The 24,057-nt window shown below is 44.6% G+C and carries 28 protein-coding genes and 1 pseudogene; 14 read left to right on the plus strand and 15 right to left on the minus strand.

Going from position 1 to position 24,057, the window contains the following annotated elements; translation table 11 throughout:
• Positions 1-79: 79 nt before the first annotated feature.
• The 3 genes from narK to HWY38_RS03610 all read right to left on the minus strand — a co-directional run bounded on the left by narK (position 80) and on the right by HWY38_RS03610 (position 3,498).
• Positions 80-1,270: a nitrate transporter NarK gene (gene narK / locus HWY38_RS03600; RefSeq protein ID WP_224181277.1), complete on the minus strand. Its 1,191-nt coding sequence runs from the start codon at positions 1,268-1,270 to the stop codon at positions 80-82.
• A gap of 132 nt (positions 1,271-1,402) precedes the next feature.
• The gene (gene argS / locus HWY38_RS03605; protein WP_224181278.1) at positions 1,403-3,073 is read right to left on the minus strand and encodes an arginine--tRNA ligase; all 1,671 of its coding nucleotides are present in this window, start codon (positions 3,071-3,073) and stop codon (positions 1,403-1,405) included.
• Positions 3,070-3,498, minus strand: a complete 429-nt coding sequence (locus HWY38_RS03610) for a DUF1934 domain-containing protein (protein ID WP_032869448.1) — start codon at positions 3,496-3,498, stop codon at positions 3,070-3,072. The genes argS and HWY38_RS03610 overlap by 4 nt, the downstream gene beginning before the upstream one ends.
• Positions 3,499-3,651: 153 nt before the next feature.
• Here HWY38_RS03610 and HWY38_RS03615 point away from each other — a divergent pair.
• A pseudogene (locus HWY38_RS03615) lies at positions 3,652-4,164 on the plus strand (bacteriocin biosynthesis protein AlbG); the annotation flags it as partial.
• Positions 4,165-4,170: 6 nt separating this feature from the next.
• Here the strand turns inward: HWY38_RS03615 and HWY38_RS03620 are convergent.
• Entirely contained in the window at positions 4,171-5,547 is a 1,377-nt protein-coding gene (locus tag HWY38_RS03620; RefSeq protein WP_224181279.1) for a YncE family protein, read from the minus strand.
• Positions 5,548-5,586: 39 nt separating this feature from the next.
• Positions 5,587-6,942, minus strand: a complete 1,356-nt coding sequence (locus tag HWY38_RS03625) for a YncE family protein (RefSeq protein ID WP_224181280.1) — start codon at positions 6,940-6,942, stop codon at positions 5,587-5,589.
• Between the two features lie 230 nt (positions 6,943-7,172).
• Between HWY38_RS03625 and HWY38_RS03630 the strand changes: the two genes are divergently transcribed.
• The 7 genes from HWY38_RS03630 (at position 7,173) to HWY38_RS03660 (ending at position 10,282) form a co-directional block, all read left to right on the plus strand.
• Positions 7,173-8,318: a tetratricopeptide repeat protein gene (locus HWY38_RS03630; RefSeq protein ID WP_224181281.1), complete on the plus strand. Its 1,146-nt coding sequence runs from the start codon at positions 7,173-7,175 to the stop codon at positions 8,316-8,318.
• The gene (locus HWY38_RS03635) at positions 8,302-8,421 is read left to right on the plus strand and encodes a PhrC/PhrF family phosphatase-inhibitory pheromone (protein ID WP_021494790.1); all 120 of its coding nucleotides are present in this window, start codon (positions 8,302-8,304) and stop codon (positions 8,419-8,421) included. The genes HWY38_RS03630 and HWY38_RS03635 overlap by 17 nt, the downstream gene beginning before the upstream one ends.
• A gap of 197 nt (positions 8,422-8,618) precedes the next feature.
• On the plus strand, positions 8,619-8,822 hold the full coding sequence (locus HWY38_RS03640; protein WP_003151064.1) for a helix-turn-helix transcriptional regulator: 204 nt from the start codon (positions 8,619-8,621) through the stop codon (positions 8,820-8,822).
• 13 nt (positions 8,823-8,835) lie between these two features.
• Positions 8,836-9,039, plus strand: a complete 204-nt coding sequence (locus tag HWY38_RS03645; RefSeq protein ID WP_007407641.1) for a hypothetical protein — start codon at positions 8,836-8,838, stop codon at positions 9,037-9,039.
• A 34-nt stretch (positions 9,040-9,073) separates the two neighbouring features.
• Positions 9,074-9,259 (plus strand): DUF4177 domain-containing protein, encoded by a 186-nt coding sequence (locus HWY38_RS03650; protein ID WP_029972879.1) that lies wholly within the window; start codon positions 9,074-9,076, stop codon positions 9,257-9,259.
• A 185-nt stretch (positions 9,260-9,444) separates the two neighbouring features.
• Entirely contained in the window at positions 9,445-9,726 is a 282-nt protein-coding gene (locus HWY38_RS03655) for a hypothetical protein (protein WP_007407643.1), read from the plus strand.
• Positions 9,727-9,769: 43 nt separating this feature from the next.
• Positions 9,770-10,282, plus strand: coding sequence for a stage II sporulation protein M (locus HWY38_RS03660; RefSeq protein WP_007614439.1), 513 nt, complete (start codon positions 9,770-9,772; stop codon positions 10,280-10,282).
• 590 nt (positions 10,283-10,872) lie between these two features.
• Here the strand turns inward: HWY38_RS03660 and HWY38_RS03665 are convergent.
• The 3 genes from HWY38_RS03665 to speE form a co-directional block, all read right to left on the minus strand.
• Complete coding sequence (locus tag HWY38_RS03665) at positions 10,873-11,091, minus strand: helix-turn-helix transcriptional regulator (protein ID WP_003151056.1); 219 nt, start codon at positions 11,089-11,091, stop codon at positions 10,873-10,875.
• A gap of 167 nt (positions 11,092-11,258) precedes the next feature.
• Complete coding sequence (gene speB / locus HWY38_RS03670; protein ID WP_007614448.1) at positions 11,259-12,131, minus strand: agmatinase; 873 nt, start codon at positions 12,129-12,131, stop codon at positions 11,259-11,261.
• Between the two features lie 58 nt (positions 12,132-12,189).
• Entirely contained in the window at positions 12,190-13,020 is an 831-nt protein-coding gene (gene speE / locus HWY38_RS03675) for a spermidine synthase (protein ID WP_003151052.1), read from the minus strand.
• 199 nt (positions 13,021-13,219) lie between these two features.
• Here speE and HWY38_RS03680 point away from each other — a divergent pair, with 199 nt between their 5' ends.
• Positions 13,220-15,292, plus strand: coding sequence for a transglycosylase domain-containing protein (locus HWY38_RS03680; RefSeq protein ID WP_224181282.1), 2,073 nt, complete (start codon positions 13,220-13,222; stop codon positions 15,290-15,292).
• A 24-nt stretch (positions 15,293-15,316) separates the two neighbouring features.
• On the opposite strand, the gene HWY38_RS03685 is transcribed toward HWY38_RS03680, so the two are convergent.
• From HWY38_RS03685 to HWY38_RS03695, 3 genes are all read right to left on the minus strand, one after another.
• Positions 15,317-15,748, minus strand: a complete 432-nt coding sequence (locus HWY38_RS03685; RefSeq protein WP_224181283.1) for a hypothetical protein — start codon at positions 15,746-15,748, stop codon at positions 15,317-15,319.
• A gap of 143 nt (positions 15,749-15,891) precedes the next feature.
• Entirely contained in the window at positions 15,892-16,410 is a 519-nt protein-coding gene (locus tag HWY38_RS03690; RefSeq protein WP_007407649.1) for a YwhD family protein, read from the minus strand.
• A 12-nt stretch (positions 16,411-16,422) separates the two neighbouring features.
• Positions 16,423-17,082: a site-2 protease family protein gene (locus tag HWY38_RS03695; RefSeq protein ID WP_003151043.1), complete on the minus strand. Its 660-nt coding sequence runs from the start codon at positions 17,080-17,082 to the stop codon at positions 16,423-16,425.
• A 105-nt stretch (positions 17,083-17,187) separates the two neighbouring features.
• Between HWY38_RS03695 and HWY38_RS03700 the strand changes: the two genes are divergently transcribed.
• Positions 17,188-17,376 (plus strand): 2-hydroxymuconate tautomerase, encoded by a 189-nt coding sequence (locus tag HWY38_RS03700; protein WP_003151042.1) that lies wholly within the window; start codon positions 17,188-17,190, stop codon positions 17,374-17,376.
• A gap of 37 nt (positions 17,377-17,413) precedes the next feature.
• Here the strand turns inward: HWY38_RS03700 and HWY38_RS03705 are convergent, their stop codons facing one another.
• Positions 17,414-17,833, minus strand: a complete 420-nt coding sequence (locus HWY38_RS03705) for a MarR family winged helix-turn-helix transcriptional regulator (RefSeq protein ID WP_007407650.1) — start codon at positions 17,831-17,833, stop codon at positions 17,414-17,416.
• Between the two features lie 385 nt (positions 17,834-18,218).
• Between HWY38_RS03705 and HWY38_RS03710 the strand changes: the two genes are divergently transcribed.
• Complete coding sequence (locus HWY38_RS03710; RefSeq protein ID WP_032864567.1) at positions 18,219-19,598, plus strand: amino acid permease; 1,380 nt, start codon at positions 18,219-18,221, stop codon at positions 19,596-19,598.
• A gap of 64 nt (positions 19,599-19,662) precedes the next feature.
• Here the strand turns inward: HWY38_RS03710 and HWY38_RS03715 are convergent, their stop codons facing one another.
• From HWY38_RS03715 to HWY38_RS03725, 3 genes are all read right to left on the minus strand, one after another.
• Positions 19,663-20,163: a YwgA family protein gene (locus HWY38_RS03715; protein WP_007407653.1), complete on the minus strand. Its 501-nt coding sequence runs from the start codon at positions 20,161-20,163 to the stop codon at positions 19,663-19,665.
• 39 nt (positions 20,164-20,202) lie between these two features.
• Positions 20,203-21,504, minus strand: coding sequence for an HD domain-containing protein (locus tag HWY38_RS03720; protein ID WP_032875878.1), 1,302 nt, complete (start codon positions 21,502-21,504; stop codon positions 20,203-20,205).
• Positions 21,505-21,664: 160 nt separating this feature from the next.
• Positions 21,665-21,889, minus strand: a complete 225-nt coding sequence (locus HWY38_RS03725; protein WP_003151034.1) for a DUF1450 domain-containing protein — start codon at positions 21,887-21,889, stop codon at positions 21,665-21,667.
• Positions 21,890-22,091: 202 nt separating this feature from the next.
• Here HWY38_RS03725 and HWY38_RS03730 point away from each other — a divergent pair, with 202 nt between their 5' ends.
• From HWY38_RS03730 to HWY38_RS03740, 3 genes are all read left to right on the plus strand, one after another.
• Positions 22,092-22,865: an RsfA family transcriptional regulator gene (locus HWY38_RS03730; protein WP_088461816.1), complete on the plus strand. Its 774-nt coding sequence runs from the start codon at positions 22,092-22,094 to the stop codon at positions 22,863-22,865.
• Between the two features lie 260 nt (positions 22,866-23,125).
• On the plus strand, positions 23,126-23,440 hold the full coding sequence (locus tag HWY38_RS03735) for a PadR family transcriptional regulator (protein WP_007614461.1): 315 nt from the start codon (positions 23,126-23,128) through the stop codon (positions 23,438-23,440).
• The gene (locus HWY38_RS03740; protein WP_088461817.1) at positions 23,441-23,995 is read left to right on the plus strand and encodes an HAAS signaling domain-containing protein; all 555 of its coding nucleotides are present in this window, start codon (positions 23,441-23,443) and stop codon (positions 23,993-23,995) included.
• Positions 23,996-24,057 lie beyond the last annotated feature (62 nt).

Raw genomic sequence — 24,057 nt, forward strand, 5'->3', positions numbered from 1 at the left:
GTCACGTTGCGTATGTATATTGTAACGTGACTTGATTTGCACTCACCCAGAAAAAACTAACAATCTTGTGAATGGATCATTATGAATTGAGGCTCTGACTGTTTCTCTCCGTATGTGTTTTCATTTTTTCCTGCCAGTACATCCAGATCACAAGGACAAAGCTGGCTAACGCGACCTCTGAAAGCGCCATAAACCCGATCGCGTATTGGCCTGTTGCCTGAAATACACTTGCCAGAATCAGCGGAGGGAAAAAACCGCCCAGTCCGCCCATAGCTGACACAATACCGTTGGCAATCCCCGCTTGCTTCGAAAAGTAGAAAGGCACCAATTTAAAAACAGTCCCGTTTCCAATCCCTGAGCAGACTGCCACCGTCAGCGATCCGAACGCGTAAAGGCCGATCGTCGGGGAGAATGACAGCATGACGCCTGACAGCGTAAGCCCTGCGAAAACGAACATCAGAATACGGAGCGGGCTCAGTTTATCTGCAAGAAACCCTCCCACAGGCCTGAGCAGCGTAGAGACCGCAATAAAGCCGGCCGTCCGCAGACCGGCGTCCGCAGGGCTCAGCCCAAAATGCTCAACCAAAAAATTCGGAAGATAGATGGTAAAGGCGACAAAGGCGCCGAACGTAATAAAATAAAACAGGCTCAACATCCACAGCACATGATTTCGGTAAACGGCTTTCATTTGTGTCTTTATGGAAACTTTGACTTTCCTCTCATGCCGGTCGCCGAACAAAACGTGCAGTAATGCGAAAACAGCCAGCAAAACAAGATACATCTGCACGGTTGCTTTCCATCCCGCGGCTTGAGCGATAACCGGCGCCGCAAAGGTAGTAACGGCGGTGCCGATGTTTCCGGCACCGTAAATCCCATTGACGACACCGTGCTTTTCTTTCGGATAATATTTCGGGAGGGACGTCACTCCGATGGAGAATACCGCTCCCCCGATCCCTAAGAAAAAGCCGCCCGCGATTAAATCAAATAAAGAATCCGCGATACTGATCCAAAATACAGGAAACAAAAGCAGGATGAAGCTGATCATAAACATCAGCCGCGCGCCATACCTGTTCGTTAAATATCCTAAAGGAATACGGAGAAGCGATCCGAGAATAACGGGAATCGCCGTCACCAATGAAATCTCGCCTTTGCTTAAATGAATATCTGATGTCATTTGAGAAATGAGCGATGAAATCAGCACCCACACCATAAACCCTGCCACTAAGCTTAATGACTGCAACGATAATTGAATATGTTGACGATTGATCATTCGGCTTGCCCCTTTCACTGATTCAATATCAGTCTTATCATACAAAAACTCAGTGTGCGGGATTGTGAATTACATCACACGCTTGATATACAAAAAAGAACAAAGCCCGAAGACTTTGTCCTTTGATCATCATTACATTTTTTCCGGAGCGGATACGCCGATCAGCTGAAGCGCATTGTTCAGCGTAATTTGCGTCGCTTTCATTAAAGCGAGACGCGCGCGGCTCTTCTCTTTATTTTCCGGATCGATGACTTTCTCCGCATTATAGAAGCTGTGCAGAGCGGAAGCCAGATCATAAATATAGTTTGTGACACGGTGAGGAATGCGTTTTTCCGCCGCTTCTGCCACTGCCTCAGGGAAGCTGCCGATCGTTTTCAGCAGGTCATATTCTTTTTCTGATTGAATATGGCTGAAATCAAGATCTGCCGCCGGTTTAAGTCCCTGCTCCTCCCCTTGGCGAAGCATGCTGCAAATACGTGCATGTGCGTATTGCGCATAATACACAGGGTTTTCGTTAGATGTGGATACGGCAAGATCCAAGTCAAAATCCATGTGCGTATCAGCGCTGCGCATCGCGAAGAAATAACGGACCGCGTCAAGGCCGACCTCTTCAATCAGGTCGCGCATCGTTACGGCTTTCCCCGTACGTTTGCTCATCTTCATTTTTTCGCCGTTTTTGTATAAATGAACGAGCTGAATGATCTCAACTTCCAATGTGCCTTTCTTGTAACCGAGCGCTTCAATTGCCGCTTTCATACGCGGAATATACCCGTGGTGATCCGCGCCCCATACATTGATGAGCTTGTCGAATCCGCGGTCAAGTTTGTCTTTATGGTATGCGATATCCGGCAGCAAATAAGTGTATGAGCCGTCTTTTTTGATCAGCACACGGTCTTTATCGTCGCCGAACGTTGTGGAACGGAACCATGTCGCGCCGTCCTCTTCGTATACATGGCCCTTTTCGCGAAGCGCCTCGAGCGCCTGATCAATTTTTCCGTTTTCGTACAGTGACGTTTCAGAATACCATACGTCAAACGGCACGCGGAAATTTTCCAGGTCGGAGCGAAGTTTATCAAGCTCGTACTTTAAGCCGTATTCACGGAAAAACGCCTGACGTTCGCTCTCCTCTTCGTGTACGAAACGGTCGCCGAAATCTTCGGCAAGCTTTTTCCCGATGGCGATAATATCCTCGCCGCGGTAGCCGTCTTCCGGCATCGGTTTCTCGAGACCGAGCGCTTCAAAATAACGGACTTCAACGGAAAGCGCCAGGTTGTTAATCTGGTTGCCCGCATCATTAATATAGTATTCGCGGCTCACATCATAGCCCGCTTTAGAAAGCACGCTGCACAGCGCGTCACCTACCGCCGCGCCGCGCGCATGGCCTAAGTGAAGATCTCCCGTCGGGTTGGCCGATACGAATTCGACCTGAATCTTTTCGCCTTGTCCGATGTTTGTCTCTCCGTAATGTTCACCCGCTTCAAGCACGGACGGAATCAGTTTTGTTAAGTAGCTGTTGTTCATGTAAAAGTTGATAAAGCCGGGTCCCGCAATATCCATCTTTTCAATGGAAGCTTTGCCTTTATCGAATGACGCCACGATCTCCTCAGCGATTTGGCGCGGCGCTTTTTTTGCGATTCTCGCCAGCTGCATCGCCATGTTTGTGGAATAATCACCGTGTGTTTTTTCTTTCGGCGTTTCTAACAGTACGCTTGGAATCTGGCTTTCGTCCGCCAGGCCCGCGTTCAGAACGGCCGCTTTGATCTCTTCCTTCAGCACGTCCTTCATTTGTTCCGCAATATTCATGCGTGAGTTCCTCCCTCATACGTGATCGTCATATTATGTAAATGCTGCTGCTCGTCTCCGACATGCATGTCATATGCGATGCTGATTCGGCCTTTTTCTTCACCGAGATCAGATTGAATCGATTTTGTGCTTGTTTGCAGCTCAAGCTCACCAAATGACATTTTATATTTCGCAATTGTGGAAGCTCCCGTTATGAAACGCTGATTCATTTTAACAGCGCCTGACCTCATGATCAGGACTTCGCCTTCGCTCACCTTCACAATCGTTTTTACTTTGCCCAGGTCGTGTTCTTCATAATAAGATAGATACACTTTTTGTTGTTTTACATAGTAAAATCCGGTTGTACGGAATTCGATGACTTCCTCATTTCCGTCATCCTCGATCACAGACTTCACATGGAGTGTTATCGGTGTCTCTTGTTTCATTTTGACACGTCCTTTTCATCATTCCGCTTTGACTTGAATAGTATAATCCTTCAGTTTGTAAACTTCAACTGCTTCTATCTTACCATCATTGCTCATTAGATTTGAAGATAAACCTCATAAAAAGCAGTTCCTTATGAGAAGAGAAAATCATATCACTATGTCACCCAATCCGTGAAAAACATGACAGCAGCTTTTCAGAAACCCAAACAGTCTCATCGAAGCTGCTGCGACTTCCAGCAGCATAGATTGTGCAGCAGAAATGCCAACGATGTCAAAGCGCTGCGTGACAGCTATAAAAACGTCCGCCAAACACACGTGATGGCTGCTGTATTATGCCAAGTCATCATATTCGGCTGCGTGTTCGAAATCGTCAAAGCCGTCCCTTTCCGCTTTCACACGCCCCTTGCCGTATCAATGGGACTCACGGTGTTACTGATTTTGTATTTATTGTATTTTATGCGGACGTACTTGCTGCAGCTTTTCCAGCATGGCAGCCTGTTCAAAAAAGGGCTTGCGGGAGCGCTGACAGGAGCCGGGGTTTGGTGGATGCTCAGTTTCACCATAAGTGAACTGCTGTTTTTAATCATCCTGGCTGCCATCCAGCAGATCGGCTCATTTATTTATAAAAGATTTTTTTATCGCAGCTCTGCTTCTCTCAACCTGTGAAATAAGCTACATCGCAATCGCTGACGGACCAGCCCCAACCGGAATCACCGTCATGGCTGTATAATCACTCGTGCGGTATACGGTTACGGTATTGTCGTCGGGCTGTGCTGCATAAATGTACTGATTATCAGGTGTTACGGCGAGGTCAAAGGCGCCGGGCAGAGACACGTTTGCAATGATCCTCTGTCCAGCCGTATTAACTACGTATAAGTTATTAATGAGAAACGGTTCACTATATGGCTCTAGAAAATAAGCCCTAGTGCTATCGCGAGAAAATACAATCGTCCTCAGAGTTTCAAATAAACGGTTGAAGTCGCCTCCCCTGCCTAATGGTGACAAACTGATCTCCGTTACACCTTTCGGCAGCAGCTCACCATTCAACACATACGCAAAATTTCCAGCGTAAGGAGTGGCAATTAAACTGGGAAATTCAAATGTATCTATGATACTTTCTACCAACTGCCCAGTATTTACATCATATTTATCAACCGACCAACTGCTTCCATTAGCGGTATAGACATACTGTCCATTGGGATCAAGAGCAAAGTCTAAAGCGCCGGGTATCGGAATGACATCAATGACCGATTGAGAGGCCATGTTGATCATATATATAGATCCGGCGGCCATCACGTACGCGAACTCATCTGTTGAATCAAATTCAACCTTTCTCGGCCCTCCTCCAACAGTGATGGTATTTATGATGGTTAATGTTTTATTATCTAGCACTGAGACAAGGTTGGTATTCCCATGGAGGACATACGTGAAAGCTTTATCGAAAGTAACGCCTAGATTAGTTGGCACGTCAGAAAAAGGGATTGTTTTTACAACAGTGTTTAAATCTGAATCAATAACCGAAACCGTGCTGTCTCCTGAATTGGCTGTAAACACATACGATTGAGGGTCTGGCGATGGCGGTAAAACAAGTGTACCGGTCACCGTAAGCGGACTGCCGTAGAAAGGCGGTACAATGAGAATATCTTCCACTGTTATCTGACTGAAATCAGGACAGCGGCCAGACTGCGCTGCATAATAAACAACTTGATCAATCTCTTCAGTATGAATCACAGAAACAGACCCGTCCCCTTGTCCATATTGATTTCGTACAGGCGACACACTGACAAGAAGCGTAACGGTCCCTTTTACTCTCACGGCATATCGAACACCGATATTTTCTGGTTCCGGCCCAGTCTGGATTAAGCAAGGCTCACTGATACATAATAAATGATCAGTACTCCATGTAACCGTCGCAGCTGCTTCGGCAGAATCAATGGTGAACCCCTCGGGAATGTCAATCGGCACTTGAAACGGCGCTTCTCTGCTAATTTCCTCATCACAAAAACAGAAACAATTTTCCTGTAAAGCAGGCAGATCATTCTTTTTCATGAATTCACGTCCTTTTAGAAATGTACAGCATGCAGTCGGTTAAATCACAATATCTCCCGGTGAAACCCCAAGAGATATCACAGTTTCCACAGAATAATCATCCGTGTTGTAAACAGTGATGTTCTGCTCTAAAAAATGAGCAGCATACAGAAATTCGCCATTCGGAGTAAACGCAAAGTCTCTTGCCGATTGCGGAACATTTCCTATAACGCCTGCACCATTCGGACTGACAGCATATAAATTTCCAGTGAAGCTGTCATGTAAATACACCTCTGATCCACTCGTAAACATTACATATTGGCCATCAGGCTCCAGCTCTTGGGTAATGCTGATCGTAAACGTATTTAAGTCAATAACCGTCAAATAATTGAATAAGAATTCTTGTTCTAAGACATACGCATACCGCTCCGGCCAATTTGTTTCTATAGATGATACGATAAGCTCTCGTTCAATCGTTCCTGTGACTTCACCGGTGAATAGGTCCACTTTTTGCAATAAACCAAAATCAAGAACATAGGCGAATAACCCATTGGGATCAATTGCAAAATCAAATCCTTCCACAGGAATCGACCTATCCACAGTTAACGTATCAATTCCAATCGCATAAATCGCAGTATCGCCGAGAACATAAGCAAACTCATGATTTAGGATACATTTTATCGATCCAGGCGGCTGATCCAGCAGTATGGATGCTGTCACTGTTAAAGTGTCATAATCGATGACAGAAATCACATTATTGTTGAAGTGCAAAACAAACACAGCGCTTTTATCCGGAGTTATTTCAATCCCTGTCGGCCGGTACGGAAGAGCAATTGTTGTCACAACGGTGTGAGTGTTTGTATCTATAACAGAAACCGATTGATCGTTTGGATTCGCTGTAAACGCATAAACGGGTTCCGGTTCGGGCACAAGCACAATCGTGCCCGTCACCGATAAAGGACTGCCATAGAATGGCGGAACGACAATAAGGTTCTCGATCGTAATGTCACTGACATCCGGGCAATCATCGGGTTCATCGGAATAATAGACGACTTGGTCAATCTCTGCATTGCGGATGACAGAAACAGACCCGTTCCCTTGTCCATATTGATTTCGCACTGGTGAGACACTGACGAGAAGCGTAACAGTTCCCTGCAACCGCACTGCGAATTGAACACCGATTTCATCAGGCTCTGGCCCCGTCTCAATGAAACAGCGTTCAATGACACAAGAAAGGCTGTCTGCATTCCACGTCACGTTTGCAACAGCTTCAGCCGGATCAACGACAAACCCCTCAGGCAATTCAATCGGCGCTTGAAACATCGCTTCACGGCTTGCTTCTTCCTCGCAAAAACATAAACATTCTTCTTGTGCGGCTCCTGCTTTTTCTTTAAAGGAAAGCTTGTTATTTCTCATATCTTCACTTCCTTTTCAGACATACACTGCTCACGCAGATACAACAGAATATGGGAAGGTGTATTTGTTTGCTTGTACAAATTGTGGGGATAATAGTGGATTTTTGAAATGATATCCGCAGACATGCGGTTTTAACGAAAGAAAACATTGCGGTATTTTTGCGCTATCCTTCCGAATGAAAATGATAAAATATGTCATATACATAACGTGGAAGGGAGGGATTCGGAATAGTGGCGAGTGTTTTATCATCTTCAGCGGTTGGAGAAAAAATCAACGAATGGTATATGTACATTCGAAGGTTCAGCATCCCGGACGCCGAGTACTTGCGGAGAGAAATCAAAGAAGAACTTGCAGGTCTGGAAGATGATCAGGATCTTCATCTATACTATTCTCTCATGGAATTCCGCCACAATCTGATGCTCGAATACCTCGAACCGCTGGAATCGCAGCGGATAGAAGAACAGCCGAGACTATCGGATCTGCTCGCGGAAATTGATAAAAAGCAGGCCCGGCTGACCGGACGTCTTGATTATTATTTTAATTTTTTCCGGGGTATGTATGAGCTGGAATGCCGTGAATATCTTTCAGCGATTCAGTTTTTTAAGAAAGCTGAATATAAGCTTGATTTTGTCAAAGATTGTATCGAGAAAGCTGAATTTTATTTTAAGATGTCAGAGTCCTACTATTATATGAAACAGACTTATTTTTCTATGGATTATGCCCGGCAGGCTTATAAAATTTATCATAAGCAGGAAGCATATAATATAAGAGTGCTTCAGTGCCATTCATTGTTCGCTACCAACTTTCTTGACTTAAAGCAATATGATGAAGCAATTCAGCATTTTAAAAAGGCTTATGCCATGGCAGAGGCAGAACAGCAGCCTCAATTAATGGGCCGGACTCTATATAATATCGGACTTTGTTTTAACAGCCAAGAAAATTACAAACCAGCCATTGATTACATAAAACGGGCAATAGCTGTTTTTGAAGATGGGAACATTATCACTTCTCTCCCGCAAGCCTATTTCTTAATCACACAAATACATTATAAAATCGGAAATATGGCCATAGCCAGACAATATCATGACAAAGGGGTATCTTATGCAGAGGAGGCAGAAGATTCCCTATATATCGCCGAGTATGAATTTTTAGAATCTTTATATGTCGGTGAGCCTGATGAAGAAGCAATCATGGAATGTTTTGACTTTCTCAGAGATAAATCGATGTATGCTGATCTTGAAGATTTTGCCTTAGATGTGGCAAAATATTATCATGAAAGAGAAAATTTCGAGAAGGCTTCCGCATATTTTTTAAAGGTGGAAGAAACAAGACAGCAGATTCAAGGAGGTGTGAAGTTGTATGAAATTGAAGTATAAATTAGCACTTACTTGCTTAGCGATAGGCACTATTTTTGTTTCAGCCGACATTGCAAGTGCACCGGAACATCAATTTGAAGTTGCTCAGCGCGGAATGATTTAAATGATGATTACTTTTAGGCTTGCAGGTTAAACTGCAAGCCGTTTTTTATATAAACAACTAATTTGCAAAAACAAAAAGAATACCTTAAAATTCAAATGTGTAAAAAGTATTTGACACATATACATATATTATTTAAAATAAATATATATAAATTTGAAAATTTAAAATAAAAACAAAAATATTTAAGGAGGGTTTTAGTGGATAACAATATAAAAAAACTTAGAACAGCAGCTGATATTTCACAAAATGATCTGGCTAAGCTCTGCAATGTGACCAGACAAACCATCAATGCAATTGAAAATAATAAATATGACCCAACTTTAAGTCTGGCTTTTTCGATAGCTCACGCATTAAATACCGGAATAGATAAAGTATTCAACTATAACGCCAAAAAAAATTAAGGGAGCGGTTCTTATGAAGAAAATGGATGAGATGCAAAAACACCAATCGGGTATAGCCGCCAGAATAGCATTTAGTTTTTATACTGTCGCTTTACTGATATGGTCATTAATAGATTATTTTAAAAACGGAAATACAGGATGGCAATTTCCAATACTTTTAATAGGCTGCGCGCTCTATTTATGGATTCAAGTTTATCATAATCGAAAAACAAGGTAACAATTCCAATACACTTCCGGAGGATTATACAGCAATGTACGAATATAAGTTCATAAAAGTAGAAGTAAACCGATGGAAAGGAAAGCCTAAAGAAGACTATAAAGAAATTATTGAAAAGTATTCGCAGCAAGGGTGGAAGCTGGTCCAAATATTTGCTCCTCCTATTTCAGGTTATGGGGCAGCCGATTATTTTGATATTATTTTTGAAAAAAAAGTATAAATGTTTCAGTACAAAGAAAGCCGGATCATACATATGGTCCGGCTTTCTTTGTACTGAAATAAGTCAGCAGATACCTTAACGGATTTCACCTCTAAATATTTTTTTCGGAAATCCGCAATTCAAATAGCTTCCAATATATTTTATTATTTAACTTGCTGGGGATATTGAAAAAATTGGAGGAAAAAATGAGTCTACTTTTAAAAACACAAAATAGTAAAGCGATTTTTACATTAGTAGCATCAGGTATCATTGTTCTCGCTCTTTTCAGTATAAAACATAATCATTTAAGCATGGATGTCATCGATATTTTAAACAGAGCTGGAATAATAGCTCCTAGTTGGATTGTCAGTGCTATCACCGCAACGGGTTCAGTCCTGGCTATCATTACTGTTTTAGGATCTCTTGGTGCAGGCTTGCCATTAGCCGTTTTAGAACAATTGGCTGCAGCAAGTACAGCAGCAGCTTAACATAAAACATTAAATTCAATATCCCTGGCAGTCCCTTAAACGAATGGATGAAAATACTTTGTTTAAAAAGAACGTTTTAGTCAAATTGTACATACTCTGTCTGATCTTATTTTTAATTGCTTTATTTACAGCATATTTTTATACAGATCCCGCTTCAAATGTAAATAATCTAAATCGAAATATCCGTCCGGATTTTTTTCAGATTTTCTTTAATAATATTAAAGTAGCGAGTCTGCTTGTTTTTTTAGGCCCGTTGACGCTGTCACTTGGCACGATTGCAGTTTTAATTATTAATGGATTAATTTTAGGAAATGCCATAGGAAACATCAAAGACAATTTAAACCTTTTACTGCTTGTTATACCCCATGGAATAATTGAAGTCCCGGTATTGCTTCTTGCAGCTTCTGTAGGAATGAAATTAACTTTGGATTTATTACTCCTCAAAATAAATTTAAAATTCACTTTTAAATATATTGGTATTATATTTCTCGGTTTAATTATAGCAGCTATGTTAGAAACATTTATTACACCTATCTTTATAAAAGGAGTCTCTTAGGATTATGCAAATTGAATTATCTTCATTTAAGGACCGAAACATTAATTTTTTGTCCTCATTTTTGTTTTATATTATCGGGTTAGCTTTTTATTTAAGTTCCCTATTACCTTTTATGAAAAGTTTAATTCCCAAAAACATCCCTATACAAGTTGTTGAGCAAGTAAAACATTTAGATTATATCATTGCGATAGCCGCACTGTTACTTTTAATGTTCGGGGTGATTTTTGAAGGATTTGTATTATTTCTCATTATAAATTTTCTTGGCGCTCAAATTAAGATTAAAACCTTTTATTCCCTATTTATGTTTTCTAACATCCCGGTCGCAATTAAGTTTTTTCTTATATCATTCAAAAACATTTTCGCAGAACATCCAAACACTAGTTTATTTTTCACAAGTAATCATTTGATTTTTTCTATCTTTGATTTGTTCAATATTGCATACTTATTTCTTTTGTTTATTCTTCTGAAATGGAGAACAAATTTGAACTACCTGACAATCTCAGTTTTTATTTTTACGGCATTCCTGTATAGAATGTTTTTTTAGCATATATAAATAAACCCCCTCAATAGGGGTTTTTCTTTCATTTCATTCACTGTATACAATTCCTTTTATATGCTTCCGAAACAATACCCACTCTAGTACTCACATTCCACTTTTTACAGAGACCGGCTATGATATATTCGACATTACGCTGCGAGTAGTTTAATGACTTAGCGATCTCTTTATTAGGTTTTTCAGCAATTATCAGTTTAATTACAGAAATTTCAATCTTTTTTAATTCCAATTCATTTTCTACTGCTGTTTTCATTCTAACTTCCTTTCTAAAGATGTATTTACTAAATAATACCCTATTATATAATTTTTATCAATAACATCAATTATTAATGGTAAAATAATATGTGCTTTTACTAACTTCTAAGTAGTTTATATACAATATAAAAATCCCCCGCCATGTTTCAAGCGGGGGAAATTCTTTTATTTCACAAACCCAAGCAGCATTTCACGAATCATCTTGCTTGCCGTGTTTGCGGTTTGTTCTGAGTGGTCATAGACCGGCGCGACTTCTACAAGGTCAGCGCCTTTTACGTTGACTTCTGAGCGCGCGATTTCATGGATGGACGCGAGCAATTCTTTAGACGTGATGCCTCCTGCGTCAACCGTGCCCGTGCCCGGCGCATGAGCGGGGTCAAGCACGTCGATATCGATGGTGACATAAACAGGGCGTCCCGCAAGCTGCGGCAGCACTTTTTTCAGCGGCTCAAGCACTTCAAATTTAGAAATGTGCATGCCGTTTTCTTTCGCCCATTCAAATTCTTCCTTCATTCCGGAACGGATGCCGAATGAAAATACGTTTTGAGGCCCGATGAGCTCGGCCGCTTTGCGGATCGGAGTAGAATGGGAAAGCGGTTCGCCTTCATAATCCGTGCGCAGGTCGGTGTGCGCGTCAAAATGAATGATGGCAAGGTCCGGAAACTTCTTATACATGGCTTTTATGACAGGCCATGATACAAGGTGCTCCCCTCCCATTCCGAGCGGGAACTTTCCTTTTTCTAAAATGCTGTCCACGTATTCTTCAATCATATCAAGGCTTCTTTGCGGATTGCCGAACGGGAGCGGAATGTCGCCGGCGTCAAAGAAATTCAAATCAGCCAAGTCACGGTCGAGATACGGGCTGTATTCTTCAAGACCGATAGACACCTCGCGGATTCTCCCCGGGCCAAACCGCGAACCCGGACGGTAGCTGACCGTCCAATCCATCGGCATACCGTAAAGGATGGCGTCCGCCTCTTTCCAGTCGGGGCGGCTTGCGATAAATACTTTTCCTGAATATGCTTCATCAAACCTCATGATAAAACCCTCGCTTTCCTGTAAAAAAGCGCAAGATTCGCTCCTGCGCCGTACGTTTTTATTTGATTAAATCGCTCACAAATTTCGGAAGAACAAATGCCGCTTTGTGAAGCTCTTTCGTATAATATTTCGTGTCGATGTCAAAGAAACGGCTGTCCTCCACTTCAAGCGGATCGTACTTTTTAGAACCGATCGTAAATGTCCACAGGCCGCTCGGGTACGTCGGGATATTAGCCGTATACAGACGGGTGATCGGGAAGATTTCTTTCACGTCACGCTGTACGTTTGTAATCAGTTCCGGTGTAAACCACGGGTTGTCCGTCTGCGCGACGAAGATGCCGTCTTCTTTTAACGCCTTGGAAATTCCGGCATAGAAGCCTTTTGAGAACAGATTGACGGCCGGTCCGACCGGTTCTGTTGAATCAACCATGATGACGTCATACTCATTCTCTGATTTCGCGATGTGCATGAAACCGTCATCGACTCTCACGTCGACGCGCGGATCATCAAGCTTGCCCGCAATGGACGGAAGGAATTTTTTAGAGTATTCAATAACCTTGCCATCAATGTCGACAAGCGTCGCTTTTTTTACGCTTGGGTGCTTCAGAATCTCTCTGATGACACCGCCGTCTCCGCCGCCGACAACGAGGACGTTTTCCGGATTCGGGTGCGTAAATAACGGGACGTGCGCAACCATTTCATGATAGACGAATTCGTCTTTTTCAGAAGTCATGACCATTCCGTCTAAGAACAGCATGTTACCGAATTCTTCTGTCTCCACCATTTCCAGATGCTGAAATTCCGTCTGTTCCGTATGTAATGTTTGTTTCACCTTTAATGTAATGCCGAAATTCTTCGTCTGCTTCTCCGTATACCAAAGCTCGCTCAATTGTCATCTCCCTTTCAAGGCTTATTTCATTTATTGTAAGCGTCTGTATCGCTTTTATTCCGGTTAAAATCTCATTTTCACCTAAGGAAAAAGTATAGAGGATGGAGGGAAAAAAGTAAAGAAGTGTCCCGTTTGATATGTTTAAAAAACCCCCTTTTTTCACATAATAATAGAATCATGAAAAAGGGGGTTCCCAAAAGTGGATAAAGTATCTGGAAAACAGCTCAGAATCACGTTCAAAATCATCCGCGCCTGCATCTTTCTGACACTGATCGGCGGAATGCTGGCCGGCGTCTGCTTCACATCCGTTCTTCTTGCAGCGAAATGGCAGGGGGCCCCCTCCGTCCGGGTCCCTCAGTCTACGATTCTTTATGCAAATGACGGCTCAAAGCTAGGTGAGACCGATTTCGGGGAAAAGCGCTACTGGGTCCGGTTAAAAGATATCAATCCGATAGCGGTGCAGGCCGCCATTGCGGTGGAGGATCAAAACTTTTACAATCACCACGGTTTTGATTACCGGCGGATGGCCGCCGCCGCGCTGGCTGACATAAAGGCAATGGCCAAGGTTCAGGGCGCAAGCACCATCACCCAGCAATACGCGAGAAATCTCTACCTTGAGCATGATAAGACATGGAAACGAAAATGGAACGAAGCATTTTACACGATCCGCCTTGAACAGAACTATTCTAAAAACGAGATTTTAGAAGGTTATGTAAATACGATATATTACGGCCACGGCGCATATGGAATTGAAGCCGCCTCGCGCCTGTATTTCGGCAAACACGCCAAAGATCTGAACGATGCGGAAGCCGTGCTTCTGGCGGGCATACCGAAAGGCCCGTCCGGCTATTCGCCATATGTCAGCGAAAAGAAGGCCAAACAGCGCCAGGAAACCATTCTCCGACTGATGGCCGGACAAAAAATGATCTCAAAAACGAAGGCGGAAAGGCTTAAGAAAATGCCGCTTGCCTATCAGCCGCTGAAAAACAGAACCGCAGCGAAAACGGCGCCTTATTTTTACGATGATGCGATGAAAGAACTCGAGAAAAAGCTCGGCATGACGCGCGAACAGCTCGCAACAAGCGGATTGCGTGTTTATACGACGCTTGATAAGCGCATGCAGCGGATTGCGGAAAACACTGTGGCACATACGATCCGTACCGGCTCTGACATTCAGGTCGGCTTTTCCGCGATTGATCCGGCAACAGGGCGCGTGCTTGCGCTTCTCGGCGGACGTGACTACGAAAAAAGCCCGTTTGACCGGGCGACACAGGCGAAACGGCAGCCGGCTTCCACGATCAAGCCGCTTTTGTACTACAAAGCGATTCAAAGCGGCTTTACACCGGTCACGCTGATGAAAAGCGAAGCCACAGAGTTCCAGATTGACGACAACGGAGATACGTATTCTCCAAGCAATTACAACGGCTACTACGCCAATAAACCGATTACGCTGCTTCAGGCGCTTGCGTTATCCGACAACATTTATGCCGTGAAGACCCATCTCTTTCTCGGCATGAATAAGCTCGTGTCGGCGGCAAAGGAATTCGGCATCAGCGAACATTTAAAGCCCCTTCCGTCTCTGGCGCTCGGAACTGAGCCCGTGCGCCCGATTGAGATGGTTAATGCCTACGCGATGCTCGCAAACGGGGGAAAACAAATCACCCCTTCCTTTATCACAAAAGTGACGGATACCGCCGGCAACGTCTTGTATGAACAGCCGCGCGGACATCAGCAGACGCTTGATAAAAAAGCCGCTTTTGTGACCGCGAGCATGATGACGGGCATGTTTGATCAGGATTTAAACGGCTATACTTCCGTCACGGGACGCACCATTTCTGACCGGCTGACCCGAACCTATGGCGGTAAATCAGGCACGACCAGCGCAGACAGCTGGATGATCGGCTTTAACCCGGCTCTTGCCGCCGGTGTATGGACAGGCTATGACAAAAGCAGCACGATTGATTCAGTAGAAGAAAAAAGCTATGCGAAGACGATTTGGGCGGACTTTATGGAGAAGGCGCTCGAAGGAGAACCGGAAATAGCGCTTAAACCGCCGAAGGGCGTCACGGGCGTCTATATCGATCCCGCTTCCGGCTACACTTCGGGACCCGGCTGCGCCGCAAAGCATTATACGTATTTCATCGCAGGCACTGAGCCCGCGGATGTGTGCTACGGAGCGGAACCGTCTAAAAAAGAAAAGGAACACGTCCCCGCCCGTAAAGAAGCTCCGCGCAAAAAATGGTGGGATAAGTGGCTCGGCAAAAAAGACTGAGCCCGGTGCATTGCGCGCCGGGCTTTAATCCGCGTCTTCCTCAAGCACCCATGAGAGCAAGAGTGAAAAGTCGAGATGGATAATAGGGGCAGGAAAACCCTTCGGTATAAAAAATGTTGTACTCGGCAATGAAAACGAAAAGCGGATATCTCCCGCCCTCTCGATATGAAATTTCGGCCAGCCTTCCCTAAGCCTGCCGACAATCGGATAGCTGCCCGCATAATGATGCAGGCCGTTTTCCTTTCCATGCTCCCCCAAGTCGTGACAAACAGCCGGACGAATCCCAAACTGCGTAAACAGCCTTGTTTTCTCGGCGTGAAGGAGATTCACCGCCTCGGAAAAGTTCCGGCAGCTCCCGCAATTGCAGGGATCAGGCCATGATTTTTCGTATTGTTTTCTCGTTTCCGCCGCATCTGCTTCAATGACCCAAGGTCCGATTTCAAAGACGGTGAACATGATGAAACCTCCGCGTAAACATGAAAAACCCCGAGTCTTGGTTCGGCTCGGGACTTTCCATGTCCTGATTCTGTATCAACAGTTTACTCAGTACAATTGCAAAATAGTGCAAATATTTATAAAGTTCACAAAAAGTTCACAAATTATTTTTCTTCCGGAAGCAGACCTGTTTTCAATTCATCGGATGAACGTTCCCATAGCCCTTGGTCATGCTTCTGCAGAAATTCAGCAAGCACCTGCTTTGAGCTGGCGTCCATTTTGTCCACGATAATGCAGCGCTTCATTGATTTATCCATTAAATTCACATGCTCCGGCAATGACTTATAGCCTCTGCGGATACTTCTGTCCACGGTCATTTCACAAGCCGTCACACCCGCGTAATAAGGGCCTTCTTCTTTTCTGTCGATGGTGACCCACACGAGCCAGTACGGTTTTCCGTTCGGCACTTCATCTTTGTTCGGCAGGAATTTGATGCCTTTTTCAACGACACTGCGGGCATGCATTGCGCCGATGTCAACGAAGGCTTCCTTCTCTTCCACATCGACAAATACCGGAGAAATATTGTCAAGGCTCAGCGCCCCGGCGCCAAAACCGCCATGTCCGTCGGTCGGATCACTTTTAATAATATTAAATCCGATTGTTTTCTTCTTTTTTTCTTCCATGAAAATACCCTCCTACAATAGCGGTTGAAATATAATGGCAAATACCTTGAGAATCCAGTCTCTCCCCTCGCTTAACAGCGGCCACACGACATAGGAGCCGACCGGTGTCACAAACAGCACGAGAAACACGATAATCCCGTAGCTCTCAAACTGAGTCATTTTGGCGCGCACCCGCGGCGGCACGAGATCCTCAATAATCCGGTAGCCGTCAAGCGGAGGAAGCGGCAGCAGGTTGAATAAACACAGCGCGAGATTCAGCTGAATCCAAATAGAGAAAAAGCGGTCAAGCCCCATGCTGAATGCAGAAAGCAGCTCCATTCCGTAAGCATGCATCAACACTAGCAAAAAGAAACCGATAAAGGCAAGAAGCAGGTTGCTTACAGGCCCGGCGACGGAAACCAGCACTCCCGCCAGCCGCGGTCTTTTAAAAGCGCGGCGGTTCACCGGCACCGGACGGGCCCAGCCGAAACCCGCGACCAAAATTAGAATCGTTCCGAAAACATCAAGATGTTTAATCGGATTGAGCGTTAATCTGCCCTGTCTCGCCGCTGTATCGTCTCCGAACCGATACGCGACATACGCGTGCGCCAGTTCATGCATCGTAAATGCCACGATCAGCGTAATCACGACATAGGGCATAAGCTCCAGCGGATAATATAAAAATCTGTCCAAATGTAAAAATCCCCTTTTTTAAAAAATGCAAGATTGTCCTTCATTCAGTATACTATAAGTGACCTCTCTTCCAAAGAGAGGAAACGATAAAGGAGGATCAGCACCATGCCGCTCGTAACCGTTAAAATGCTTGAAGGCCGCACAGATGAACAAAAACGGAATCTGGTTGAAAAAGTGACAGAAGCCGTAAAAGAAACGACAGGCGCAGCCGAAGAAAAGATCATTGTCATGATTGAAGAAATGAGAAAGGATCATTACGCCGTCGCCGGCAAACGGATCAGCGATACGGAGTAATCCTTGATAACGGCCGGCGCTGATTTGTCAGGCCGGCTTATTTCATTACTTTTTCAACGAGGCTGAAAAAGGTGTTCTTTTCTTCCTCTGTCAATGCTTCAAACAGTTCGTCAATGAGCATCTGCCGGTTTTCAATCATTTGCATGGCCGCCATTTTTCCCGATTCGGAAAGCGTCATCCATACCGTGCGCCGGTCTTCGTTATTTCTCGACCTTTCCACGAAACCCTCTTTTTCTAAATGATTCAGAGCGGTTGTCGTGGCCGAAGGCGATAATGTGACTTCCTGCAATATATCTTTAATCGTGCACGTGCCGTGCCGATAAATAATCCTGAGAATAAATCCTCTGATATTGTTTATACTCTTCGGAATTGTCGCCTCATCAAGCTTTTTAGTGCTCTTTAAATATTTCGTGAGCGCGTAATCCAGTACATTTGCTTGCAATATATCATGCTCCATGCAGAAACTCCCCATTTCAAGATGCATCCATCATCATTTGATTGTTTTTTATTACATTTTACTGATACCTCGCGGGGAAAGTCAAAATTTCGGCCGGAAAGCCCGCAACTTTTATCCTGCCCTATACAGACTATTATCTCCTACTTTTTCACCCATCCCTTTTATGCAATGCTGGTTTTATAGACATGATTCAGGTAAAATCATTAAGGGTGACTGCGTTTGACGGAAAGGATAATCTGATCGGATGCGGCAGACAATATGACTGGAAAAGAAACGGAACAGACGGGGAAACAGAACACAGGATTGTCGATTACACAGAAGATGTGACACGGGTAAAAGCCAAAGAGCCCCTCTTGGCTTTTGCTTTTGGATGGAGGGATGCGTGTTGCGGAATATCCTACAAAAAAAAGACATCACCCAGCTGCTTGAACAAAGCAGAAACAGGCAGACTGCCAAAACGATGGGTGGATTTGATTTAACTTTACTGGGCATCGGCGCCGTCATCGGTACGGGCGTCATGGTTCTTACAGGCATTACGGCCGCGAAAAATGCCGGGCCTTCCGTAATCTTTTCTTTTATCATTGCAGCCGTTGTCTGCAGCCTTGCAGCATTATGTTACGCCGAAATCGCTTCTGTTCTCCCGGTTTACGGAAGCGCCTATATTTACTCTTATACCACCATGGGAGAAATTGTCGGCCATTTAATGGGCTGGACGCTCTTATCCGTTTATATGGTGACGGCGTCGGCGGTGGCAAGCGGCTGGTCAAGTTATTTTAATAATCTGTTAGCCGAAATCGGCATGCCTTTGCCGGACAGTCTGCTGCACGTGCCGAGCCAGGGGGGCATCGTCAACCTTCCTGCCATCATCATTACTCTATTAATTGCCGTCGTTCTGTCACGCGGCTCCAAAGAGAGCAAAACCTTTAATAATATAATGGTTCTCGTAAAAATCGGAATTGTTTTGCTGTTTATCATCACAGGAAGCTTTTTTGTAAAGCCGGGCAATTGGCATCCTTTTATGCCTTTTGGAATCAAAGGCGTCATTACAGGGGCTTCCGCCGTCTTTTTTGCGTTTCTCGGATTTGACGCGATTTCCGCTTCGGCTGAAGAAGTCAAAAAACCGCAGCGCAACCTGCCGATCGGTATTATCGGTTCACTGGTGATCTGTACATTTGTATACGTCATCGTCTGTCTCGTCATGACGGGTATGGTTCCGTATTCACAGCTTAATGTGCCGGAAGCCATGTCATATGTGTTACAGACTGTAGGACAAAACGCGGTGGCGGGCGTTATCGCTGCCGGTGCGGTGATCGGACTGATGGCCGTCGTTCTCGCCCATACCTATGCGGCGACCCGTATATCTTTTGCGATGGCAAGAGACGGAATGCTGCCGAAAGTCTTTACCATTGTCGGAAAGAAATCGGGAGCTCCGATCTTTAATACGTGGCTGATCGGACTGATCAGCGCCTGCATCGCGGGTTTTGTTGATCTGAAAGAGCTGTCGGATCTCTCAAACATCGGCGCGCTATTGACATTTGCCATGGTCAGTCTGTCCGTGCTGATTCTGCGCCGCACCCATAAGGATCTGCCGCGGGGATTTAAAGTGCCTTTTGTACCAGTACTGCCGATTTTGGCCATTATCTGCTGTTTGTTTTTAATGGTCAATCTGCCGCTGAAAACGTGGCTTTATTTTGCCGTCTGGCTGATCATCGGCGTCATCGTTTACTTTTTATATTCGTACAAGCACAGCAAATTGAGACAATAAACAAAACCAGGCCCGCTTTATCGCGGCCTGGTTTTTTCATCAAAAAAGACGAAAGCCATCGCCTTTAACAAATGTGTTTCAGCTCTTCTATGTAGTGAAGCGCCTCATCATATTCTTCATCTGTATATTTCTGTTTGCTTTTTATCGTAAACACTTTCTCTTTCTTTTCCTCAGCTTCAAGGCCGTCAAAATACAAAATCGTAGACACCAGCTCCAGAAACCTTGATGAGCGGCTGTTGACGCTGTCGATGTACTTCTTCATATCCGGCATCGTAAGCTCCGCATGATGTAAAAACTCGGCTCCCGTCTCCGTCAGCGAGTACCGGTATTGAAAGTAGCCGCCCTTTTTTTCCTTCACCTCATCCAGAAACCCAAGATTGCACAGCTCTTCAATTCGAAGCGTCAGTTCTTCGGAATACGGGCCGTAAAAATGAAAATCATATTTTTCGTAGAAAGGATACTGCATTTTCTTTGCGATATAAATGATTTTCTGCAGCTTTTTCCGCCCGATGATTTCTCCAGAATCCGAGAACACCTTCATCAGTTTTGCATGTTCTTTCAACAAATTCCCGACATCTCCTTTTCCTTCTTTACCAAAATCCTTCTATGTCAGTCCCAGCAGCTGCCGGATTTTTAATTTTGCTTCAGGGTTTTCTGAATCGTCACAAATGAGGTCCATCGGATAGTAGAGCTTATGGTCCGTCCGGCGTTTGCCCGAAATGGATTCGACAATGGCGGACTGCCTGGACAGCTCTTTGATCTGGCCGTTCTGCGTTAACAGGTGAATCGGAAGACGCTCCTCCTCTTCACCCGGCCGATAAAAATCATACGGCAGATCCGATGAAGAATCGACCACTAAATAGTAATTGGGATCAATTCCCGCCTCTTTAAACAGAGCGGTCAGTTCAAAATAAGCCGACATTTCCTCATTGGGGTTAAATTCGGCATATTGAAACAGCTGGCGGTTAATGAAGCGGCGGCACAAGTCGGACAGAATCGGGTCCTCTTCTTCCTCCCAAGCCTGGAAATAATATAAAATGATGGCTTCATCAAGCTTCAGATAATCCGCAAGCGTCAGCTTCCCTTCAAAAATGGAATAAAAATGAACGGGAGCATGAGTGAATATATACCCTTCTTCATGGAGCTGCTTCGCACGGTGGAGAATTTTCGTCAAAATGACTTCAGCGCTTCTCGTCACGGGATGAAAATACACCTGCCAGTACATTTGATAGCGGCTCATAATATAGTCTTCGACGGCGTGCATGCCGCTTTGCTTAATGACGATCTGGTCCTCACGCGGACGCATCACCCTTAAAATCCGTTCCATATCAAAATGTCCGTAGCTGACGCCCGTATAGTACGCGTCCCGCTGAAGGTAATCCATCCGGTCGGCGTCAATCTGACTCGAAATCAGGCTGACCACCTGCTTGTTTTTGTATGTTTTGGCAATGACTTCGGCAACATCCTGCGGGAATCCCGGCCCCGCCTTTCTGAGAACCTGATTCACCTCAGTATCGCCGAGGATGATTTCCCTCGTAAAGTCTTCATGATCCAGATGAAAAACCTTTTCAAAGGAATGTGAAAACGGCCCATGTCCCAAATCGTGCAAAAGCGCAGCGCTGAGACAGAGTTCGCGTTCATTGTCATCCCATTCAGGACGCCCTTTAAAAACATCATCAACCATTCGTCTGACAATCTCATAGACGCCGAGAGAATGATTAAAACGGCTGTGTTCCGCGCCGTGAAACGTCAAATAAGTCGTACCGAGCTGTTTGATCCGGCGCAGCCGCTGAAATTCACGGGTGCCGATCAAATCCCAGATCAGCTTGTCCCGCACATGAACATAGCGGTGAACGGGATCTTTAAACACTTTTTCTTCTGATAATTTTCCGTTTGGATACGCCATCGTCATTCCCTCTTTTTTTTAGCCGTGATTCTATTATATCGGCTCTGTAATTTGAAAACATCCTTGAATTTGTCCGGCGTTTTGTTCCAGTTTTCCGACATTGATTTTTTGAAGCAAAAAAGCCTGACCCATCGGGCGAGGCTGTCGTAAAAATACACATTTACTTTTTGATCTTCTTTTTCACTTTCTCAATCAGCTCGTCCTCAGTCGGCGCCGACAGCGGGCGGTTGTTTACGAAAGCAAACGATTTTTTGCGTCCGGGCCCGCAATATGACTGACATCCGACCTCCACTTTTGCATCCGGGTCAGCTTCTTTCAAACGCGGCAGCAAAGTCTTAATATTGGTGGCCTGGCAATCATCACACACTCGGAATTCATTAGCCATGATGTACGCTTCCCTTCATTCAATGTTCCTCTATGTTAAATCTTAATTTTAAAAACGAAAAAAATCACATCACATCTCATTGTACAAGGATTCATCTTATCCTGCAAGGCTCTGCGTATCTCTCATTCTTTCAGCCAATTTGTATAAATATTTTCCAATCTGGACATTCTAATACCATCAAAGATATTGGGGGTTGAGAACATTGACAAAACAAAGACAGGACGCCTGGTCGGAGGAAAACGACCTGCTGCTTGCGGAAACCGTGCTCCGTCACGTTCGGGAAGGAAGCACGCAGCTGAACGCCTTTGAAGAGGTAGGCGATAAATTAAACAGAACATCGGCAGCGTGCGGTTTCAGATGGAATGCCGTCGTCCGCCATCAATACGAAAAAGCGCTTCAGCTCGCCAAAAAACAGCGGAAACAGCGGATGCGCGCGCTCGGAAACGGCCAGCCGGCCAAGAAGAAACTATTATATCAGCCGCCTGCACCGGATGCGGATATCATGCAGGAAACCGCAGCCGAAGAGACGGCTCAAACGGAAGCGCCAAAAGAGGATCGGCAAGCCGTCATGTCCGGCGAACATATGCCTTATGTCGATGAAAGCTTCAAGGAAGAGTTAGCTAGTTTATCACATTTGCTGGCGCCTCAGCAGCCGAGCCAAAAGGCGGAGCTCACAATGGCAGATGTCATTCAATTTCTGCAGAGCTATGAAGGCAGCGGAAAGCAAACTTCCGCCCTACAAATGGAAAATGACCGTTTAAAACGGGAAAACCAAGAACTTCAGTCTAAAACCGAGCAGCTGGAAGCGGCCGTCGAAAAGCTTGAAAAAGATCAAAAAACCATTCAGGAAGACTACGAAACCTTGGTGAAAATTATGAACAGAGCCAGAAAACTAGTTTTATTTGAAGACGATGAACATGCCTCTCCGTCCTTTAAAATGGACCGGAACGGCAATTTAGAAAAAATGGCCGAATAATGAAAAAACCCCTTTCCTCGTCATGGAAAAAGGGGTTTTTGCCATTTGTCAATGACGCGCATCCTGATCTATATTAATGTAAACATTGTTCAGGAGGCCTTCTTCCCGCAAGGGCTACGCATCTCGGTCCCCGCCCGCACATAAGCATAAAGATTCAATTCCTCATCCCAAATGGTTCTTGAGAATTATTGATCGATTAGCTACTGTGCAATACACTGTATGGAGAATACAATTATTAGATATGATGGGAATGATAGTAAATGAGTAGCCAATTACGAAAAGGAGCGTTGGAACTTTGTGTGTTGTCCCTGCTTCTTTATGAAGATTTATATGGTTATGAATTAATCAAGATCATAAGTGAAACGTTCCCTGTATCGGAGGGCACCATCTACCCCATATTACGAAGACTCACAAAAAATAACTACCTAAAAACGTATACAGCAGCTTCCGATCAAGGCCCATCACGCAAATATTACAAAGTAACAGAAGAAGGCGCCTTTTATCATCAAACATTAAAATCGGAATGGCTTGACCTGTCCGAAAAAGTGAACAGCATCATTAAGGAGGGAAAATGAATGTGTAAAGACCAATATTTAAAACATCTCCGGCGGGAAATAAAAGATCTGCCGGAACGTGAGCAAAAAGAGATACTGGCCGATATCGGCGAAATATTCCAAATGGGCGGCGCTGAAGGAAAAAGCGATGAACAAATCGCGGGCAATTTAGGAAACCCCAAAACACTTGCGCGCGCCTTAAAAGCGGATATTTTCATCAGTGATGCCGAGGAGCAGAAAACATGGCGCTCGTTTTTCAAAGCATTCGGCCTGATGCTGGGGATGGGCATGTTCAACTTCATGTTTATGCTGACACCGTTTCTTTTTGCCTCTGTTGCGGTGTTAAGTTTGATGGCGATCGGCCTGATGCTGATGACCGGATCATTCTTTCTCCTTGTAAAAGTGCCGATTGTAACAGCCATTTTTAATGGATGTATGGTTCTTGGAGCAGGTATGGCGGTGTTTATGGCCGGATTTGATCTTTCGAAACTGATATTCCGCATCTTTTTGCGCTATTTCAAATGGAATGTCAGCGTTGTAAGGAGGGAAAACATTGAATCGAAAAATGTGGTATAGCATTGCTCTCATTTTAATCGCTGCCGGCCTGATCGGAAGCATGTTCTTCGGTTTTGACGGCT

It is taken from the genome of Bacillus sp. KS1 (assembly GCF_020075515.1).
GTDB lineage: Bacteria > Bacillota > Bacilli > Bacillales > Bacillaceae > Bacillus > Bacillus velezensis.

What these genes read in the sequence shown, in the direction of transcription:
- HWY38_RS03700 (WP_003151042.1), top strand. Translation starts at nt 17,188, where the DNA reads ATGCCGCTCGTAACCGTTAAAATGCTTGAAGGCCGCACAGATGAACAA.
- HWY38_RS03720 (WP_032875878.1), bottom strand. Translation starts at nt 21,504, where the DNA reads ATGGCGTATCCAAACGGAAAATTATCAGAAGAAAAAGTGTTTAAAGAT.
- HWY38_RS03660 (WP_007614439.1), top strand. Translation starts at nt 9,770, where the DNA reads ATGGATGAAAATACTTTGTTTAAAAAGAACGTTTTAGTCAAATTGTAC.
- HWY38_RS03625 (WP_224181280.1), bottom strand. Translation starts at nt 6,942, where the DNA reads ATGAGAAATAACAAGCTTTCCTTTAAAGAAAAAGCAGGAGCCGCACAA.
- HWY38_RS03725 (WP_003151034.1), bottom strand. Translation starts at nt 21,889, where the DNA reads ATGGCTAATGAATTCCGAGTGTGTGATGATTGCCAGGCCACCAATATT.
- HWY38_RS03610 (WP_032869448.1), bottom strand. Translation starts at nt 3,498, where the DNA reads ATGAAACAAGAGACACCGATAACACTCCATGTGAAGTCTGTGATCGAG.
- narK (WP_224181277.1), bottom strand. Translation starts at nt 1,270, where the DNA reads ATGATCAATCGTCAACATATTCAATTATCGTTGCAGTCATTAAGCTTA.
- HWY38_RS03650 (WP_029972879.1), top strand. Translation starts at nt 9,074, where the DNA reads ATGTACGAATATAAGTTCATAAAAGTAGAAGTAAACCGATGGAAAGGA.
- HWY38_RS03690 (WP_007407649.1), bottom strand. Translation starts at nt 16,410, where the DNA reads ATGGAAGAAAAAAAGAAGAAAACAATCGGATTTAATATTATTAAAAGT.
- HWY38_RS03740 (WP_088461817.1), top strand. Translation starts at nt 23,441, where the DNA reads ATGTGTAAAGACCAATATTTAAAACATCTCCGGCGGGAAATAAAAGAT.
- argS (WP_224181278.1), bottom strand. Translation starts at nt 3,073, where the DNA reads ATGAATATTGCGGAACAAATGAAGGACGTGCTGAAGGAAGAGATCAAA.
- HWY38_RS03620 (WP_224181279.1), bottom strand. Translation starts at nt 5,547, where the DNA reads ATGAAAAAGAATGATCTGCCTGCTTTACAGGAAAATTGTTTCTGTTTT.
- speB (WP_007614448.1), bottom strand. Translation starts at nt 12,131, where the DNA reads ATGAGGTTTGATGAAGCATATTCAGGAAAAGTATTTATCGCAAGCCGC.
- HWY38_RS03685 (WP_224181283.1), bottom strand. Translation starts at nt 15,748, where the DNA reads ATGTTCACCGTCTTTGAAATCGGACCTTGGGTCATTGAAGCAGATGCG.
- HWY38_RS03705 (WP_007407650.1), bottom strand. Translation starts at nt 17,833, where the DNA reads ATGGAGCATGATATATTGCAAGCAAATGTACTGGATTACGCGCTCACG.
- HWY38_RS03645 (WP_007407641.1), top strand. Translation starts at nt 8,836, where the DNA reads ATGAAGAAAATGGATGAGATGCAAAAACACCAATCGGGTATAGCCGCC.
- HWY38_RS03635 (WP_021494790.1), top strand. Translation starts at nt 8,302, where the DNA reads ATGAAATTGAAGTATAAATTAGCACTTACTTGCTTAGCGATAGGCACT.
- HWY38_RS03735 (WP_007614461.1), top strand. Translation starts at nt 23,126, where the DNA reads ATGAGTAGCCAATTACGAAAAGGAGCGTTGGAACTTTGTGTGTTGTCC.
- HWY38_RS03655 (WP_007407643.1), top strand. Translation starts at nt 9,445, where the DNA reads ATGAGTCTACTTTTAAAAACACAAAATAGTAAAGCGATTTTTACATTA.
- HWY38_RS03665 (WP_003151056.1), bottom strand. Translation starts at nt 11,091, where the DNA reads ATGAAAACAGCAGTAGAAAATGAATTGGAATTAAAAAAGATTGAAATT.